The 17,346-nt window shown below is 64.9% G+C and carries 12 protein-coding genes; 3 read left to right on the top strand and 9 right to left on the bottom strand.

The features are described 5' to 3' along the window. Nucleotides 1–77 precede the first annotated feature (77 nt). A complete protein-coding gene (gene uvrA / locus J1N50_RS02700) occupies nucleotides 78–2,972 on the bottom strand; it encodes an excinuclease ABC subunit UvrA (RefSeq protein ID WP_215350117.1) in 2,895 nt (964 codons plus the stop codon). A gap of 233 nt (nucleotides 2,973–3,205) precedes the next feature. On the opposite strand from uvrA, the gene J1N50_RS02695 reads away from it, so the two are divergent. After that, nucleotides 3,206–5,290: a M13 family metallopeptidase gene (locus J1N50_RS02695; protein ID WP_215350115.1), complete on the top strand. Its 2,085-nt coding sequence runs from the start codon at nucleotides 3,206–3,208 to the stop codon at nucleotides 5,288–5,290. On the opposite strand, the gene J1N50_RS02690 is transcribed toward J1N50_RS02695, so the two are convergent. Then, nucleotides 5,291–6,826: a BCCT family transporter gene (locus J1N50_RS02690; RefSeq protein WP_246553000.1), complete on the bottom strand. Its 1,536-nt coding sequence runs from the start codon at nucleotides 6,824–6,826 to the stop codon at nucleotides 5,291–5,293. A 166-nt stretch (nucleotides 6,827–6,992) separates the two neighbouring features. Here J1N50_RS02690 and J1N50_RS02685 point away from each other — a divergent pair, with 166 nt between their 5' ends. Beyond that, a complete protein-coding gene (locus J1N50_RS02685) occupies nucleotides 6,993–7,328 on the top strand; it encodes a hypothetical protein (protein ID WP_215350111.1) in 336 nt (111 codons plus the stop codon). 12 nt (nucleotides 7,329–7,340) lie between these two features. Here J1N50_RS02685 and J1N50_RS02680 read toward each other — a convergent pair whose 3' ends face one another. Continuing rightward, complete coding sequence (locus J1N50_RS02680; RefSeq protein WP_215350109.1) at nucleotides 7,341–7,991, bottom strand: hypothetical protein; 651 nt, start codon at nucleotides 7,989–7,991, stop codon at nucleotides 7,341–7,343. Between the two features lie 87 nt (nucleotides 7,992–8,078). Here J1N50_RS02680 and J1N50_RS02675 point away from each other — a divergent pair, with 87 nt between their 5' ends. Beyond that, the gene (locus tag J1N50_RS02675; protein WP_215350107.1) at nucleotides 8,079–8,417 is read left to right on the top strand and encodes a UrcA family protein; all 339 of its coding nucleotides are present in this window, start codon (nucleotides 8,079–8,081) and stop codon (nucleotides 8,415–8,417) included. A 55-nt stretch (nucleotides 8,418–8,472) separates the two neighbouring features. On the opposite strand, the gene J1N50_RS02670 is transcribed toward J1N50_RS02675, so the two are convergent. The 6 genes from J1N50_RS02670 to J1N50_RS02645 form a co-directional block, all read right to left on the bottom strand. Further along, nucleotides 8,473–9,207, bottom strand: coding sequence for a LytR/AlgR family response regulator transcription factor (locus J1N50_RS02670; protein WP_215350105.1), 735 nt, complete (start codon nucleotides 9,205–9,207; stop codon nucleotides 8,473–8,475). Nucleotide 9,208: 1 nt separating this feature from the next. Beyond that, nucleotides 9,209–10,402, bottom strand: coding sequence for a sensor histidine kinase (locus J1N50_RS02665; RefSeq protein ID WP_246552997.1), 1,194 nt, complete (start codon nucleotides 10,400–10,402; stop codon nucleotides 9,209–9,211). Nucleotides 10,403–10,486: 84 nt separating this feature from the next. Then, entirely contained in the window at nucleotides 10,487–11,953 is a 1,467-nt protein-coding gene (locus J1N50_RS02660) for an MATE family efflux transporter (RefSeq protein WP_343227831.1), read from the bottom strand. Beyond that, complete coding sequence (locus J1N50_RS02655) at nucleotides 11,950–14,757, bottom strand: valine--tRNA ligase (RefSeq protein WP_215350103.1); 2,808 nt, start codon at nucleotides 14,755–14,757, stop codon at nucleotides 11,950–11,952. Before J1N50_RS02655 ends, J1N50_RS02660 begins: the two co-directional genes overlap by 4 nt. 163 nt (nucleotides 14,758–14,920) lie before the next feature. After that, a complete protein-coding gene (locus tag J1N50_RS02650) occupies nucleotides 14,921–16,990 on the bottom strand; it encodes a S9 family peptidase (protein WP_215350102.1) in 2,070 nt (689 codons plus the stop codon). A 134-nt stretch (nucleotides 16,991–17,124) separates the two neighbouring features. Next, nucleotides 17,125–17,307: a hypothetical protein gene (locus tag J1N50_RS02645; protein WP_215350100.1), complete on the bottom strand. Its 183-nt coding sequence runs from the start codon at nucleotides 17,305–17,307 to the stop codon at nucleotides 17,125–17,127. Nucleotides 17,308–17,346 lie beyond the last annotated feature (39 nt).

The following is a 17,346-nucleotide window of genomic DNA, read 5'->3' as shown; positions in this document are numbered from 1 at the left end:
AAAGCCGGGGCCCAGCAGCGACAGGGAGGAAGTGGGCCCCGGCTTTCGCCGGGGATCACATTTGTCGCGACGCGCCCCTACTTCCCCAACAGCGGCGCCAGATACTGGCCGGTAAAGCTCCGCGGCTCCTTCACCACCTGCTCGGGTGTCCCCGCCGCGACGATCTCGCCGCCCTTGACCCCGCCCTCGGGGCCCAGGTCGACGATCCAGTCGGCGGTCTTGATGACGTCGAGATTATGCTCGATCACCACCACGCTGTTGCCCTGATCGACCAGCGCCTGCAGCACTTCCAGCAGCTTGCGGACATCCTCGAAATGCAGGCCCGTCGTCGGCTCGTCGAGGATGTAGAGCGTCTGCCCGGTCGAGCGCCGCGACAGCTCCTTCGCCAGCTTCACCCGCTGCGCCTCGCCCCCCGACAGCGTCGTCGCCTGCTGCCCGACCTTGATATAGCCGAGCCCGACGCGGACGAGCATTTCCATCTTGTCGCGGATCGCGGGCACCGCCTTGAAAAACTCCGCCGCATCCTCGACCGTCATGTCGAGCACGTCGGCGATGCTCATCCCCTTGAACTTCACCTCCAGCGTTTCGCGGTTGTAGCGTTTGCCGTGGCACGTCTCGCACGTCACATAGACGTCGGGCAGGAAGTGCATCTCGATCTTGATCAGCCCGTCGCCGGTGCAGGTTTCGCAGCGCCCGCCCTTGACGTTGAAGCTGAAGCGCCCGGGCTTGTAGCCGCGCGCCTGCGCCTCGGGCAGCCCGGCGAACCAGTCGCGGATCACCGTGAAGGCGCCGGTATAAGTCGCCGGGTTCGACCGCGGGGTGCGGCCGATCGGCGACTGGTCGATGTCGATCACCTTGTCGCAATGCTCGAGGCCGGTCAGCGCGTCGTGCGGCCCCGCGACCAGCCGCGCGCCGTTCAGCGTCCGCGCCGCGCTGGCATAGAGCGTGTCGATGACCAGGCTCGACTTCCCCGACCCCGACAGGCCGGTGACGCAAGTGAAGGTACCGAGCGGGATCGTCGCGGTGACATTCTGCAAATTGTTCGCGCGCGCGCCCTTCAGCACCAGGTCGAAGCCGTTGCCGGGGCGGCGGCGCGCCGGCACCTCGATCTTCTTCGCGCCGGTCAGATACGCCGCGGTCAGGCTCTTCTTGTTCGCCAGCACCTGTTTCAGCGTCCCCTGGGCGACGATCTCGCCGCCGTGGACGCCCGCGCCGGGGCCCATGTCGACGACATAGTCGGCGTGGCGGATCGCGTCCTCGTCATGCTCGACGACGATCACCGTGTTGCCGAGGTCGCGCAGGCGCTTCAGCGTCGCGAGCAGCCGGTCGTTGTCGCGCTGGTGCAGGCCGATCGACGGTTCGTCGAGCACGTAGAGGACGCCCGACAGGCCACTGCCGATCTGGCTCGCCAGGCGGATGCGCTGGCTCTCGCCGCCGCTCAAGGTGCCCGACGTGCGGTTGAGGTTCAGGTAATCGAGCCCGACATTGTTGAGGAAGCCGAGCCGCTCGTTGATTTCCTTCAGGATCGCCTTCGCGATCTGCCGCTGCGTCTCGTTCAGCTTCTCGTCAAGCGTGCTGAACCAGGCGAGCGCGTCGGCGACCGAGCGCTGCGCCGACAGGCTGATATTCTCGCCCGCGATCTTCACCGCCAGCGGTTCAGGGCGCAGCCGCGCGCCGTGGCACGTTTCGCACGGCTGCGCGGTCTGGTACTTGCCCAGCTCCTCGCGCATCCACGCGCTCTCGGTCTGCAACATCCGGCGATTGAGGTTGCCGATGACACCTTCGAACGCCTTGTGCGTCGTATAGGTGCGCTTGCCGTCCTTGAAGGTCAGCTCGACCGGCATCCCGCCGGTGCCGTGGAGGATGATCTGCTGCACCGCGCCGGGCAGGTCCTGCCACGGCGTGTCGAGGCTGAAGTCATAGGCTTTGCCCAGGCTTTCGAGCACCTGCATATAGTAAGGCGAGGGCGGGTTCGATTTCGCCCACGGCACGACCGCGCCCTTCTTCAGGCTCAGCGCATGGTTGGGGACGACGAGCTCAGGGTCGAACTCCAGCCGCTCGCCCAGGCCGTCGCACGCGGGGCAGGCGCCCTGCGGCGCGTTGAAGCTGAACAGCCGCGGCTCGATCTCCGCGATCGTGAAACCCGAGACGGGGCAGGAAAATTTCTCGCTGAATATCAATCGGTTGGCGGGTGTCCCCGCCCCCTTCATCCCCCCCCCGGCATCCTCCTCCTCCCGCCCCGGCACCGGCCCGTCGGCCATGTCGACATACGCGACACCTTCGGCAAGTTTCAGCGCCGTCTCGAAACTGTCGGCAAGCCGCGTCTCGATCCCCTCGCGCACCACGATGCGATCGACGACCACCTCGATGTCATGCTTGTACTTCTTGTCGAGCGCCGGCGCGTCCTCGATCTCGTAGAACTCGCCGTCGATGCGGACGCGGGTGAAGCCTTCCTTCTGCCACTGCGCCAGTTCCTTGCGGTATTCTCCCTTGCGGCCGCGAATGACCGGCGCGAGCAGATAGGCGCGCGTCCCCTCGGGCAACTCCATCACGCGGTCGACCATCTGGCTGACATTTTGCGCGCTGATCGGCTCGCCGGTCACGGGCGAATAGGGAATGCCGACGCGCGCCCACAGCAGGCGCATATAGTCGTAGATCTCGGTCACCGTCGCGACCGTCGAGCGCGGGTTGCGGCTCGTCGTCTTCTGCTCGATGCTGATCGCCGGCGACAGTCCGTCGATATGCTCGACGTCGGGCTTCTGCATCATCTCGAGGAACTGGCGCGCATAGGCCGACAGGCTCTCGACATAGCGCCGCTGGCCTTCGGCATAGATGGTGTCGAAGGCGAGGCTCGATTTGCCCGATCCCGACAGGCCGGTAATGACGATCAGGCTGTCGCGCGGCAGATCGACGTCGACGCCCTTCAGATTATGTTCGCGCGCGCCGCGCACCGAAATATGGGTGAGACTCATGGGAGAGGTGTGTTCCAGATTTGTTCTATTGGCGCAAGAGGCGGTTTCGCGCCCGTTCATTGCCAAGATAGGAGGCCCGAAGCCGCACCGCAATGTGGTGGCATTCCACCAACATCCCAAAGGCTTCGACCAATGCCGGGAGGGTTGCTTGACCCCGTGACGTCGCGGGCGGACAAGAATGGCCATTCGCGCCGCCTCGACCCGGCGGTGCAGAACAATCAGGAGACGGGGTAATGAAAAGCTTTCTAACGAGCGCCGCGGGGCTGGCGATCGCGGCCGCCTTGGCTGCGACGTCGGCGACGGCGAGCGAAAATCGGGTGTCGGTGACGCTGGTCGCCAAGGCCGATGGCGAGGGGGACGCCGCGGTCAAGGGCGATGCTTCGTTGAAGGCGCTGACCTTCGGGACATGGGGCGTCGACCTTGCCGCGCGCGACACCAATGTGAAGCCGGGCGACGACTTCGACAAATATGCGAACGGCGGCTGGTTTGCGCGCACCGAGATCCCCGCCGATCAGGCATCGGCAGGTGTCGACTATGATGTTTACAACCTGACGCAGCGCCAGCTCGGACAGCTTGTGACCGGGGCGCCGGCGACGTCGCAGGTCGGCGGTCTCTACCAGAGCTTCATGGACGAGAAGCGCGTCGACGCACTCGGCGCCGCGCCGCTCATGGCCGACGTCGATGCGGTTGCGGCGATCCAGGACAAGGGCGCGATGGCGCGCTTCATGGGATCGACGCAGGGCACGTTCGGCGCGACGATCGTCAGCGGCGGACCCTATGCCGACACCAACGATCCGACGGTGAACGTCCTGTGGCTTGGCCAGGCGGGGCTGGGGCTTCCGGAACGCGACTATTATCTGAACGACAGTTTCAAGACGCAGCGCGATGCCTATCGCGCCTATATCGTTCGAACGATGAAGATGATCGGCAATGCCGCGCCCGAGAAGGCGGCCGACGCGATCATGGCGTTCGAGACCGATATCGCCAAGGTCAGCTGGCCGATCGCCGACCGCCGCGACATCGGCAAGATCAACAATCCGATGTCGTCGGACGAACTCGCAGTCTATGCCCCCGGGCTCGACTGGAAGGCCTGGTTCGAAGGCGCCGGCATTGGGCCGCAGAAGCGGATTATCGTCAACGAGAATACGGCGGTGCGCGACATTGCTGCGCTCTATGCAAAGACGCCGCTCGACACGATCAAGCTGTGGCAGCAATTCCACATCGCCGACAATGCGGCGCCCTATCTCTCCAAGGCATTCGTCGACAGCCGCTTCGAATATACCAAGGTGTTGAGCGGGGTCGGCGAACTGCGTCCTCGCTGGAAACGCGGGCTGACGCTGGTCGACGGGAGCCTCGGCGAACTGGTCGGCGAGAGCTATTCGAAGCAATATTTCCCGGCGAGCGCGAAGGCGAAGATGGAATCGCTCGTCGCGAACCTGAAGCTGGCGATGGGTGACCGCATCCGGAACAACAGCTGGATGGCGCCCGAGACCAAGGCAGCGGCGCTCGAAAAGCTGGCGAAGATGGATGTCATGGTCGGCTACCCCGACAAATGGCGCGACTATTCGGGGCTCAAGATCGATCCGACCGACCTCTATGGCAATGTGAAGCGCAGCGCAGCGTTCGAATATGCCTATTCGCTGTCAGACCTCAATAAGCCCGTCGACCGCAAGAAATGGTCGATGAACCCGCAGGAGGTGAACGCCTATAACGGCGGCCTCGAGAACAAGATCGTGTTTCCGGCCGGGATATTGCAGGCGCCTTACTTCAGCGAGAGCGTCGACGATGCAGTCAACTATGGCGCGATCGGCGCCGTCATCGGCCACGAAATCTCCCATGGCTTCGACGATCAGGGGCGCAAGATCGATGCCAATGGCGCGGTGCGCGACTGGTGGACCGCGGCGGACGCGGCGCGCTTCGAGGCGCAGGCGAAGGGGTTCGGCGCGCAATATGCGGCCTATGAGGCGGCGCCCGGCGCCTTCATCAATCCGGACCTGACGATGGGTGAGAATATTGCCGATCTCGCGGGCCTCGAGATCGCCTATGACGCCTACCACCGTTCGCTGAACGGCAAGGAAGCGCCGGTTATCGACGGCTTGACCGGCGACCAGCGCTTCTTCCTCGCCTTTGCTCAGGCGTGGCGTGACAAGGCACGCGAGGATTCGATCAAGCAGCAGGTCGCGAGCGACGAGCACGCCCCGGCGCGCTGGCGGATCATCGGCCCGGTTCGCAACGTCGATGCCTGGTACAAGGCATTCAACGTCACGCCCGACAATAAATATTATCTGAAACCCGAGGCGCGCACACGCATCTGGTGATCAGCCGGAGACGACGGGGGCGGCCGCTGGTCGCCCCCGCACCATCGTCACGCCAAGCGAAAGCCCTGCGCCGATGATGACGAAAAGGGCGGGAAAGCCGCCGAGCACCGACATCATGCGGATACCGTCGAGCCCCGATCCCGCGACAAGTACGACGGCGCAAAGCCCGACCGCGATCCCCCAGACGCTCTGCACGGCCATCGGCGCTTCCGGCGCGTCGGGGGTGATGTCGCGCGTCGAAAGGGCACTCATCGCAGACACATTGGCGTCGGCGCCCGCGACATAGGACAGGAAGATGGTGAAAAGGATGAGCGCTGTCGCGGCAGGGCCGCCGCCGAGCGCGTCGAACAGACGGAAGAGAACCGAGTCCGGTCCCTTCGCGGCGATCACCGCATAGAGGCTGGCGCCGCTCTGCTGGTCGATGACGATGGCCGAGCCGGCGATCGCGGTCATCCACAGCGCGCCGAACAGCGACGGCAGCACGAGATTCATCAGGATGAACTCGCGCACGCTGTAACCGATGGCCAGCCGTCCGAGGAAGAGCGCGGTCACCGGCGCCCAGGCGAACCAGTTGCCCCAATAGAATATCGTCCACTGCCGGCTCCAGGCGCCATCGACATCGAGGCCGAGGTTGCGGGGAATGAACGTCGTGAAATATTCGCCCGTCGCGCGCAGCGACAGGCCGAACATCTCTGCTGTCGGGCCAGCGACAAGCGCGAAGGCGATGATCGCGAAGAACAGCCAGGTGTTGAGCACCGACAGGCCGGCGATGCCCTTTTGCAACCCGGTCGCAGCCGAGATCAGAAAACTCGCGACGATCAGCGCCGCAATTCCCCACTTGAGCGGCATTCCACCGCTGAAATGGCCCAGATTCTCCACGCCGCCTGCCAGCGCCAGGATTCCGGCACCCATTGACGCTGCCATTCCGGCGACGAGCGCATAGAGGCAGACGATGTCGATGCCCGTGCCGACCGGTCCGTGCGCGCGCTTCCCGAGCAGCGGGACGAACAGCGACGACAGGCTGAACGGCTCGCCGCGGTTATAATAGACGAGGGCGAAGGCGAGGGCCGCGACGGTGTAGATTGCATAGGGCGTCAACGTCCAGTGCAGGAACATTGTCGACATGGCGAAGGTCGCGGCAGCATCGCCGCCCGGTTCCAGTCCCAGCATCGAAGGCGGCGCGTTGAGATGGAACAGTGGCTCGGCCGCCCCCCAGAAGAGGATGCCGGTCGCGATCGTCGTGCAGAGCATCACCGCGAACCAGCGCCAGCGCCCGAGCAGCGGCCTGGCGTCCGCTCCGCCGATGATCGTCTGGCCGAACGGCGACAGCGCCGCGAGCGCGAGAAGCGCCAGAAAAGCCAGACCGGCGCCCGCGAAGAGCGGGCCGAAATGCTTCAGGATCCAGTCGTTGACCGCTGCCTCGGCCGCGACGAAGCGGGTGCCTTGCCAGAGGCTGAGCGCGAGCGCCGCAGAAAGGGTCGCCAGCGGAACAAAAAAGACCGCGCGATTGACGGGGTGACGGGTTGAGGCTGGCAAATGTTCCGCCGTTCGGACATGGATGACGTCGTCAGCATGGCGGCTGTCGGACCCGGCGTCAAATGATGTGCCGGGAACGGGATTTGCAGCAAGACGTTGGACGCACAGGTGCCTTGATGGAAGGAGAGCTTCGATGATCAGGACGATTTTCACGGCAACGGCGGCCATGGCGCTGCTGGCGGCAGGACAGGCCGCTGCGTGGCAGAAAAATCCGGACGGCACGACAGCGGAGGAAAAGGCGAACACCGCGAAGCTGAATGCGGACCAGCTGGCGAAGGCGCAGGCGGAAACCGACGCCTACAACGCCCGTGTCGCGGCCAACGCGCAGCAGGAGGCCGCCGCGCAGTCGACCTTCCTTGCTGAAACCTCGGCTTATGAAGCCGAAAAGGCGCGGGTCGCCGCCATGTCTGCCGAAGAACGGATCCAATGGGAAGCCGACGTCGCGGCTTGCAAGGCTGGTGACAAGACGCGCTGCGCCCATCCGGAATCCAAGCCCCAATAGGCCTGGAATTTCCTAATCGCGATTTTCTGAAGGCTCCGGCCTTGCGTCGGGGCCTTTTCGCTGTCCGTCCGGGGAAGGTTCGGCCTCCGCTACCGGCGGCAGCGCGACGGGGATCACCATCGCCGGTCGCGGCGGATCTGGAAAACGACCGCCATAGCGGTAATCGTCATCCGCCCCCTCCGGCGGTGGCGCGGCGGCGCCTTCGTCGACTTCACCGAGCCGTCGGAACGGCTCGCTGAACCGATTTTCGCGTTCCGCCCTCAGCCGCGCACTCACACCATAGCTGTCGGCGCATTCGAGGCACGGCGGCGCCGAGGTCGCATCGGCGACGGCCGCCTTGGGATTGGCGCTGAGGTCGGCGAAGGACGCCGAGCCGGGCCCCTTGCCGCCAAGCCCCCGGCCGATGACGATGAAGGCCAGCAACGCGCCGGCGCCCAGCCCGGCGACGATGACGATCAGCCCGAATGCCAGGCGATGGCCCAGCCGGTCGCGACTCGAAGGAAGTCGACGTTTCCCTGCCATGCCCGAAGAAGGCCATGATGACGGCTTCGTTGCAAGCTTTCGGCCATTGGTCGATGCGGGAACGCCTTTCGTCTCCACATCGACCGCACGACCGGCCCCGTCGAACCCGACGTGCGTGGCCCCGGCAAAGCGGGCATCCAAGGATCGCGGGATGCGGGAGGATCCGGTCTTCCCCGGTTTCGGATCAGCTCGTGTCCCGCATCATCCCCCCAGATGAGAGGACTCCCCATGTTCAAATCCACCCTGATTACGATGGCGGCCATCGCCGTCGGTGGCGCAGCAGCTCCCGCCGTGGCGCAGGACAGCGATGCGCCGCAAGTCGCCGTCCGTTATGACGATCTCAATCTTTCGACCGCCGCCGGCCGCGATCGGCTCGACACACGGGTCCGCACCGCGATCCGCGCGATGTGCACCGACAGCAGCCGTCTTACCTTGCGCCAGCGCGCAGTCGCGCAGGATTGCATGGCGCAGGCCAAGCGCAGCATCGAACCGCAGCTCGCGGCCTTGTTGAACGGCAGCACCGCCAAGTTCGCGAGCGACAAGCCGCCCGTCGTCGCTGCTCCCTGACGACATCCGGTGACGCGGCCGTCCTGAAGCAGGTGGCGGCCGCCGACGAAGGCGATCATGCTCCGTGCATGATCGCCTTTACGTCATGCAGATAGGTGCGGCCGATGCGATGCACGCCGCCTTCGCCCAGATCGACGCTCCATGCGCCGTCGCCGTGGTGTTTCAGCCCGACGATGCCGTCGCGGCGGATCATCTTCGAGCGGTGGATGCGCATGAACTGGTCGGGATTCATGCGCGCTTCGAGGGACTTGATCGTCTGATGGATCAGCCAGCTGCGGCCCCCGACGTGAAGGCGCATATAGTCTCGCTCGGCCTCGATCAGGTCGACCTGGGCTGCATCGATGCGCAGCATCTCGCCGCGGTTCTGGACCCAGAACTCGCTGATCCACTTGCTTTTCGGGGAAGGAGCGCGCTCGCTGGCGCGCCATTCGCGAACGCGCGTCAACGCGCGGCCCAGCCGGTCGGGCGAGACCGGCTTCAGCAGATAGTCGACCGCCGCGACGTCGAAGGCGGCGACCGCATAGCGATCGAACGCGGTGACGAAGACCACGGCTGGCGGATTGTCGAGCTTGTCGATGGCAGCGGCGACCTGCAACCCGTCGAGGTCGGGCATCGCGATATCGCAGAGCACAAGGTCGGGCGCGAGGGCGTCGACCATGCGCAGCGCGGAGGCGCCGTCGCTCGCCGTCCCGACAAGCGAAACGCCGTCCTGCTGGCCGGCGAGAATCTGCAACCGCTCGATTGCGAGCGGTTCGTCGTCGACAATCAGGGTCCGAAGCGTCTGGAGCATGTCAGCACCTCTCTCGCGCCAGGGGAAGCCACAGGGATACGAAGAAACCGCCGGTGTCGGACCTGCCCCATTCGCACCCTGCGGTGGGACCGTAGCGCGTCAACAGCCGCTCGCGGACATTGCCGAGCCCAAGCCCGGTGCCGGGGGCGGGGATCGGCGCCTTCGGGTCGATGTCATTTTCGATCCTGAGCACCAGCAGGCCATATTCGCTACTCGCGGTCAGACGGATCGCGATCGTTCCCTTGCTGGGGGCGACGCCATATTTGATCGCATTTTCGATGATCGGCTGCAGGATCAACACCGGGACGCAGGCGTTTTCGAGCTCGTTCGGCATCGTGACCTCGACATGCAGCCGGTCGGGGAAGCGCACTTGCTCGATATCGAGGTAAAGGCGCTGGAGCGCAATTTCCTCGTCGAGGCTGACGAGCTGTTCGGGGTCGACGGCAAGGCTCGAGCGCAAGAAGGACGAGAGATTCATGATCATCGTCTCGGCCTCGCTCTTCGATCCCCTGAGGACGAGCGTCGACAGCGAGTTCAACGTGTTGAACAGGAAGTGCGGATTGACCTGATAGTGCAGCGCGCGGAGCTGCGCCGCCTGCGCCTCGATCCGGAAATGGTTCGCGCGGCGTTCTACCGCGCGCATCTCGTTCGCATATCCGAAGGCGACATAAAGCGCGGCCCAGACTGCGAAGAAGAAATACCAGCGGATCGAGCTGTCGAGGATCAGCACCGTTTCCCACGATATCGGGAATTTGGATTGCACTTCGGCGATGATCTTTTCGGCGTCGGGGCCGGGAAACCAGTAGAAGAAGACGAGCAGGTTGATGGTGGCATAGACGGCGACGAGCGGCACCGCGGCGCCCAGCGCGACCGCGAGCCGCGCGCCGAAGCCCTGTGGCTGGACGCGCTGGATCAACTGGTAGAGTACGAACGTACAGAGGATCCCGGCAACGACGACAAGGGCGCGGCGGCCGGCATATTCCCATTGCTCGGCGCCGGCGAGCAGGCCGAGGCCGGTGGTGATCAGGAAATAGAGAAGCCACATGGCGAGGATCGAGCCGATCGCGACGCGCGGGTTGACGCGGGCGTCGGAGGCGCGCCAGTCGGGCGCCGCGGCCAGCATCTTCGCCCGCTGGTCGCGCAGCGCCTCTTTGCGGATGGTCATGTTCATCGGGGCTGCTTTAGCGTCGGTCATCGCATCCACGCTAGCAGACACCGGGCCGCCAGTCGAAGGGGTGGGGGCTTTGGTCGAAGAAAATGGCTTAGGGCGCCGGAAAGCTCAGGACAAGTCGGGCCGGGGAAGCGTGCGGCGCCAGTGGCCGCGCTGGTACACGATCCATGCCATTGCAAGTGACGCGAGCGAAGAGAGAGGGAAGCTCCACCACAATATGTCGCTGCCGATGATCGGATAGCCGAAATAGTAGATGCCGAGGCGGATCGGGAACATCGACAGGAACAGGATGATCAGCGGCGGGACGACCGAGCCGTTGGCGCGGAGCGTGCTGATGAGGACGATCGTCGTGCCGAAGGGCAGGAAGGTCCAGGTCGCGATGTACTGGATATTGCGTGCGACATCGATCGCCTCGCTGCCGCTGCCGAGGAACAGCGCGAGGGCGGCGCGGTCGAAGAGGAGCAGGAGAATAATCAGCACTCCGGTCATCGCGAGGTTGATCGCGATCCCGCTGTTGGTGACGCCTGTAACGCGATCCCAGCGCTGCGCGCCGATATTCTGTGCCGCCATCGAGCTGACCGCGGCTCCGACCGCAAGCGCGGGCATCTGGATATAATTCCAGAGCTGAAGCGTCGCGCCATAGGCGGCGGCGGTGACCAGGCCCTCGCGGTTGACGAGCCCGACCATGATGAGCCCCGCGCCCGAGATCACGAGCATCTGTGCGCCCATCGGTAGGCCCCGGCCGATGATGAAGCGAAGCTCGCTCCAGTTCGGAATCAGATAGGCCAGTTCGCGGCCGCGGAGGCGCAGCGCATGATTCTTCGCATAGAACCAGATGATCATGCCCGTCAGGCTGATCGTGCCGGCGAGCGCCGTCGCGAGCGCACTGCCCGCAATGCCGAGGCGCGGGAAGGGGCCGAGGCCCAGGATCAGGACCGGATTGAACGCGATATCGAGTACGACCGCCAGGATCATGAACCGCAGCGGCGTCATCGCATCCCCCGCGCCGCGCGAGGCCATCATCAGCGTTACGCTGAGCATGCTGGCGGGAACGGCCAGGAAAGTGACGCGCAGATAGTTGTGGGCTAGCGCAAACGCTTCGGGCGGCGTCTCGAGCCAGCGCAATATCTGGTCCGACGCGAACCAGCCGACGATGGCGATCACGACCGAGAAGACGAGTGCAAGGCCGATGACTCCGCCGGTCGCACGCCGGGCTGCGCCGATGTCGCCGCGTCCGATCGACTGGCCGATGAGGACGGTCGCCGCCATACCGAAGCCGAAAAAGGCTCCGAACATCAGGAACATGATGATGTTTGCGTTGGCGGTCGCGGCGAGCGCGCTTTCGCCGAGAAATTGCCCGACCCAGATCGAGTTCACCGACCCCGACAGCGTCTGGAGTATATTCGACGCGAGCGTCGGCAGCGCGAAGAGAATCAGCGTTTTGGCGATGGGCCCGTGGGTCAGGTCCATTCGCCCGCCGCCGCGCGCGGTCTGGCGCGGCGGGACCGGACTGGCCGCAGGATCGGCCGCCGCCGCAACGGGCGTCGGCGTGACGGGCGTTTCGCCGTCGGTCACCCCAGACGCGCCAGTGCGGCGGTCAGGCGGTCGGCCTCGGCTTCCTTCGCGGCGTGGTCCATGCGGGCCTTTTCGACGGCTTCGGGTTTCGCGCGTTCGACGAACGACGGGTTGTTCAAACGGCCGGCGAGGCCATCGCGTTCCTTCGCAGCGGCGGCAAGCGCCTTGGTCAGCCGGTCGCGTTCGGCGGCGATGTCGATCACGCCTTCGAGCGGGACGGTGATCGTCTCGCCCTCGACGACGAGCTGGGCCGAAGCGCCTGCCGGGGCGGGGTCGAAGCGGATCGCTTCGAGACGCGCGAGGCGATCAAGCTGGGCTGACAGCTTGTCGGTGCGATCCTTCAGCGACGCAGGAAAGTGAGCGGTCAGGCGCGCGCCGGGCGGAAGGCCGAGTTCAGCCTTCGCGGTGCGCAATTCGCTGACGAGCTTGATCAGCCAGTCGATGTCGGCGCTGGCATCGGCGTCACGCGCGGCGTCCGGCGCGGGCCATTTCGCGGTGATCAACGGATAGTCCGCGCGGTCGCCAAGGACGGTCCACAGCTCTTCGGTGATGAAAGGCATGAAGGGGTGGAGCATGACAAGGATCTGGTCGAGCACCCAGCCGGCAACGGCCTTGGTCTCGTCGTCGATCGCGCCCTTGATGAGTTCCAGATACCAGTCGCAGAAACGGTCCCACGCGAAGCTGTAGATCGCGTTCGCGGCCTCGTCGAAGCGATAGGCGGCGAAGGAGGTTTCCATTGCGGCGACGGTCGCGGCGACCTCGCCGATGATCCAGCGGTTGACCGGCAGCGTCGCGGCGGGCGCTTCGAAGCTGGTCGAGGCCGAAATGCCATTGGCTTCGCAGAAACGCGCGGCGTTCCACAGCTTGGTCGCGAAGTTGCGATAGCCCGCCAGGCGCGCGTCGTCCATCTTGATGTCGCGGCCCTGGCTTTCCATTGCGCTCATGAAGAAGCGCAGCGCGTCGGCGCCGTACTTGTCGATCAGTCCGAGCGGGTCGACGACATTGCCCTTCGACTTCGACATCTTCGCGCCGTCGGGCGCGCGGACGAGGCCGTGGAGGTAGAGCGTCTTCCACGGGACATCACCCATGAACTCCATCCCCTGCATCGCCATGCGCGCATCCCAGAAGAAGAGAATGTCGAAGCCGGAGATGAGGACGTCGTTGGGGTAGTGGCGCTTCAGCAGCTCGGTGTTCTCGGGCCAGCCGAGCGTGGCGAAGGGCCAGAGCGCGGAGGAGAACCAGGTGTCGAGTACGTCGGGGTCGCGATGTAGCCAAATCCAACGCTTGTCCCACATCTGATCTGCAATATCCTGCTGATCATCGACGAGACGGATCTTGTCGCGCTCACATCCATAGTGAGCCGCCGCGATCTCGATCACCTCGTTGTCTGTGCAGCCAACAAATGGTTCCGAAACTACTTTGTCTCGGCCTGCGTATGCATACTCGCCATTTTCCATCTTCACGGGTCCATACCAAGCCGGAATCCGGTGGCCCCACCAAAGCTGGCGCGAGACGCACCACGGCTGGATATTCTCCATCCAGTTGAAGAAGGTCTTTTCCCACGTCTTGGGGACGATGTTGATCCGCCCGTCGCGCACCGCCGCCATCGGCGGCTGCGCCAGCGTTTCGGCATCGACATACCATTGGTCGGTCAGCCAGGGCTCGATCACCACCCCGCCGCGGTCGCCGAACGGCGTCTGGATCGTGCGCGGCTCCGCGTCGTGCTCGCTGCCATCCTTGTCGATGTGCGGAATCAGGAAGCCGGCTTCCTTCATCCGCGCCACGACCAGTTCGCGCGCGCCGTCCTTGCCGTCGCGCTTGAAGCGGTGGAGCCCCAGATATTCTTCCGGAATCAACCCGTCGGCGGTCTGGATGACGTTCGCGTCGCCGTCGAGCATGTTGAGCATCTCGCCGGGCTTGAACCCCGCACGCTTGCCGACTTCGAAGTCGTTGAAATCATGCCCCGGCGTGATCTTGACCGCGCCGCTGCCGAGCTCCGGATCGGCATGTTCGTCGGCGACGATCGGCACCCGGCGACCGGTGATCGGCAGCGTCACGAACTTGCCGATCACGCTCTTGTAGCGCGCATCGTCGGGATGCACCGCGACCGCCATGTCGGCGAGCATCGTTTCGGGGCGCGTCGTCGCGACCTCGATAAACCCGCGCCCGTCGTCGAGCGTCACGCCATCGGCGAGCGGATATTTGAAGTGCCAGAAGTGCCCTTGCACCTCGTGCGTCTCGACCTCGAGGTCGCTGATCGCGGTCTTGAGCTTGGGATCCCAGTTCACGAGGCGCTTGTCGCGGTAGATCAGACCCTTTTTGTGCAGGTCGACGAACACCTTGACCACCGCGCGCGTGAAATGCGGGTCCATCGTGAACTGTTCGCGCGACCAGTCCATCGAACAGCCGAGGCGGCGGAGCTGGCCGGTGATCTGGCCGCCGCTTTCCCCCTTCCACTGCCACACCTTCTCGACGAACTCCTCGCGCGTGTAGTTGGTGCGCTTGTCCTGCCGCTCTTCCATCTGGCGCTCGACGACCATCTGCGTCGCAATGCCGGCATGGTCCATGCCGACGACCCACAGCGCATCCTTGCCGCGCAGGCGCTCGTAGCGGACGAGCACGTCCTGCAGCGTGTTGTCGAGCGCATGGCCGATGTGCAGCGCGCCGGTGACGTTCGGCGGCGGGTTGACGATCGTGAAGGGGGTGGCGTCGGGACGGTGCGGGCGAAACAGCCCGCGACTTTCCCATTCATGGGCCCATTTCGCCTCGATAGCGGCGGGATCGAAGGTTTTTTCCATCGGCATAGCCGCGCGCCTTTGCCAGCCGGGGGCGAAGGCGGCAAGGGGGAAGCTGCCGTCGCTGGAACCATGGGCGTGTCCCCGCGAAGGCGGGGACCCATCTTCAGCCGGTTCCAACTTGCACCGACCGGTGATGTGCTCCCGCCTTCGCGGGAGCACATGGCCTTGCCTATTTCTTCAGATAGCTGTCAAGCCAGTTGAACACCGTCTGGTGCCACTGCACGCTGTTCGCGCCCTTCAGCACCCAGTGGTTCTCGTCGGGGAAGACAAGCAGCTGCGACGGCACGCCGCGCCGCTGGAGCGCGGTGAAGGCCGCGAGACCTTGTGTATAGGGGATACGGAAATCCTTCTCGCTGGTGATGACCAGCATCGGGGTCTTCCACTTGGCGACATGGTTGACCGGGTTCCATTTCTCGAACTCTTCGGGAACCTCGAAATAGGGGCCGCCATGCTCCCATTCGTCGAACCACAATTCTTCGGTTTCATAGGCCATCGCGCGCGCGTCGAAGACGCCGTCGTGCTGGACGAGGCATTTGAAGCCGTCGGTCCACTGGCCCGCGATCCAGTTCATCATGTAGCCGCCATAGGAAGCACCGAGTGCGCAGGCGTTGGCAATGTCGAGCTGCGCATCCTGCTTGCCCGCCGCCGCCAGGCCCAGCTTCAGATCCTGCAGCGGCTTGCCGCCCCAATCCTTGTTGATGCTGTCGGTGAAGGCCTGGCCGTAACCCGTCGATCCGTGAAAATCGACGCTGACGACGCCGTAACCCTGCTGCGCGAACAGCCGCGGGTTCCAGCGCGTCGACCAGCCGTTGCCGAAGCTGCCCTGCGGGCCGCCGTGGACGATGAAGGCAACCGGCAGCTTGGCGGTGGCGTTCGCCGGCTTCAGAATGATGCCCCAGACCTTGTCGCCGTTCGCGCCGGCGAACTGCATCCGGTCGAACTTGACCGGATCGAATTCGGCGAGCGTCGCGGCGTTCACCGCCGTGAGTTGCTTTACCTTGCCCTTCGCGTCGCGGGTGTAGAGGTCGGTCGGGAGCAGCGCGGTGTTGCGGGTGTAGAGCAGCGCGCCGCCCGGCAGCACCGTCACGTCGCCCACCGTGCCATCGAACGCTTCGGCCGAGGCCTTGAGCTTCTCGACCTTGCCGGTCGCCGCGTCGACTTTGAACAGCGGATGATCGAGCACGTCCTGCGCCGTGACGAACAGCGATTTGCCGTCGGCCGCCCAAGCGATCGAATCGACCGAGCGATCCCATGCATCGGTGAGCTTCCTGGTCTCGCCATTCTCGAGGTTGCGCAGCATCAACACCTGCCGGTCGGCTTCGTAACCCGGCCGCGCCATCGCGGCATAGGCGAGCCACTTGCCGTCGGGCGACGGGGTGGGCAGCGTGTCGGTCGCCCGATTGCCTTCGGTCAGGTTGACCGGCATCATCCGGCTGTCGACCAGCCAGCTGTAGATATCGAGATTGGTCGAGGTCGGCTCGTGCCGGTCGGCCTTGCGCAGCGTGAAAAAGACAGTGCGGCTGTCGGCGCCCCACGCGAGTTCCTCACCGCCGCCGAACGGTTTCGAGGGGCTGTCGCCGATCAGGCCGGCGTCGACCGGACGCGCGACGCTCGCTTTGCCGCCTTCGAGATTGAAGACGAAGGGGCGGCTGTAGGTCCCCGGGGTTTCCCACTGGTCCCAGTGGCGGACGAAGCCGACGCCATCCTTGTAGAGGCGGCCGCTGCCGGGCCCAACGAGCGCGCCCTTGTCCTTCGCGTCGCAGCCGAAGTCGGTGCATTCCTTCGGAATGTCGCCCCATGCGAGCAGCTTCTTGCCGTCGGGCGAGATCTTGAAGCCTGCGACATCGGCCTGGGTGTCGGTGACCTGCGTCGCGGCGGTGCCGGCCGCCAGGTCGATGCGCCAGATCTGATCCTTGCCCGATGCGTTCGAGATAAAATAGAGGCTGCCGTCGGGGGCGAAGGCGGGCGAGGTCTCGTTTTTGCCCGCCGTGTCGGCGATCGGGACGGGCTTTGCATCCTTCGCGTTGCGGTCGATCAGCCAGAGCCCGGTCGAGCGCTTGTAGCTCTCTTTCTCGGTATCGGTCTGCTGGAAGACGACCCAGCGTCCGTCGGGCGACGCGGTCGGCGCGGCGACGCGCTTCAGCGTCGCGAGGTCGACCTCGGTCATCGGGCGGGCGAGAGCGGGGGAGGAAAGGGCGGCGGTGAGCGCGATCGCGCTGGTGAGGAGCATGTTACGCATGGCGGGGGTTTAACGCTGCGGTGTCCACGATCAAGCCGTTACGTGGCCAGCCGCCGTCATCGTGTCGCCTTTGGGGGGGGGAGGCCATGCCTGCCCGATCATTGCGGCATGGATTGTTCAAAGTTCAGGAAAGTTCAGCCTTGTGCGCCCCCCTTTTGGGCCGTGAGGATTGCCGAACGCATCGCGCCCGCCGAGCTGCGTTGATCCACCAGATGAAACAGCGCGATAAAGGCTGGCACAGCGGGATAATGTAGGAAAGGGTTATTTGAAGGTGGTGTCGGCTTCGGGGTGGTTTCCAGCCTTTCAATTCTCGTCATGCTGGCTGCGGCGATGGCCTCGCTGTTTCAGCATCCATG

It is taken from the genome of Sphingopyxis soli, from assembly GCF_018682675.1.
Lineage (GTDB): Bacteria > Pseudomonadota > Alphaproteobacteria > Sphingomonadales > Sphingomonadaceae > Sphingopyxis > Sphingopyxis soli.
Note: the sequence above shows the minus strand (reverse complement) of the source record. Positions and strands in the feature narration are given on the sequence as shown.

Excerpts from the sequence above, each read along its gene's own strand:
- J1N50_RS02645 (WP_215350100.1), bottom strand. The coding sequence starts at position 17,307 with ATGACGAGAATTGAAAGGCTGGAAACCACCCCGAAGCCGACACCACCT.
- J1N50_RS02685 (WP_215350111.1), top strand. The coding sequence starts at position 6,993 with ATGGCGCTGCTGGCGGCAGGACAGGCCGCTGCGTGGCAGAAAAATCCG.
- J1N50_RS02665 (WP_246552997.1), bottom strand. The coding sequence starts at position 10,402 with ATGACCGACGCTAAAGCAGCCCCGATGAACATGACCATCCGCAAAGAG.
- J1N50_RS02670 (WP_215350105.1), bottom strand. The coding sequence starts at position 9,207 with ATGCTCCAGACGCTTCGGACCCTGATTGTCGACGACGAACCGCTCGCA.
- J1N50_RS02675 (WP_215350107.1), top strand. The coding sequence starts at position 8,079 with ATGTTCAAATCCACCCTGATTACGATGGCGGCCATCGCCGTCGGTGGC.
- uvrA (WP_215350117.1), bottom strand. The coding sequence starts at position 2,972 with ATGAGTCTCACCCATATTTCGGTGCGCGGCGCGCGCGAACATAATCTG.
- J1N50_RS02655 (WP_215350103.1), bottom strand. The coding sequence starts at position 14,757 with ATGCCGATGGAAAAAACCTTCGATCCCGCCGCTATCGAGGCGAAATGG.
- J1N50_RS02650 (WP_215350102.1), bottom strand. The coding sequence starts at position 16,990 with ATGCGTAACATGCTCCTCACCAGCGCGATCGCGCTCACCGCCGCCCTT.
- J1N50_RS02695 (WP_215350115.1), top strand. The coding sequence starts at position 3,206 with ATGAAAAGCTTTCTAACGAGCGCCGCGGGGCTGGCGATCGCGGCCGCC.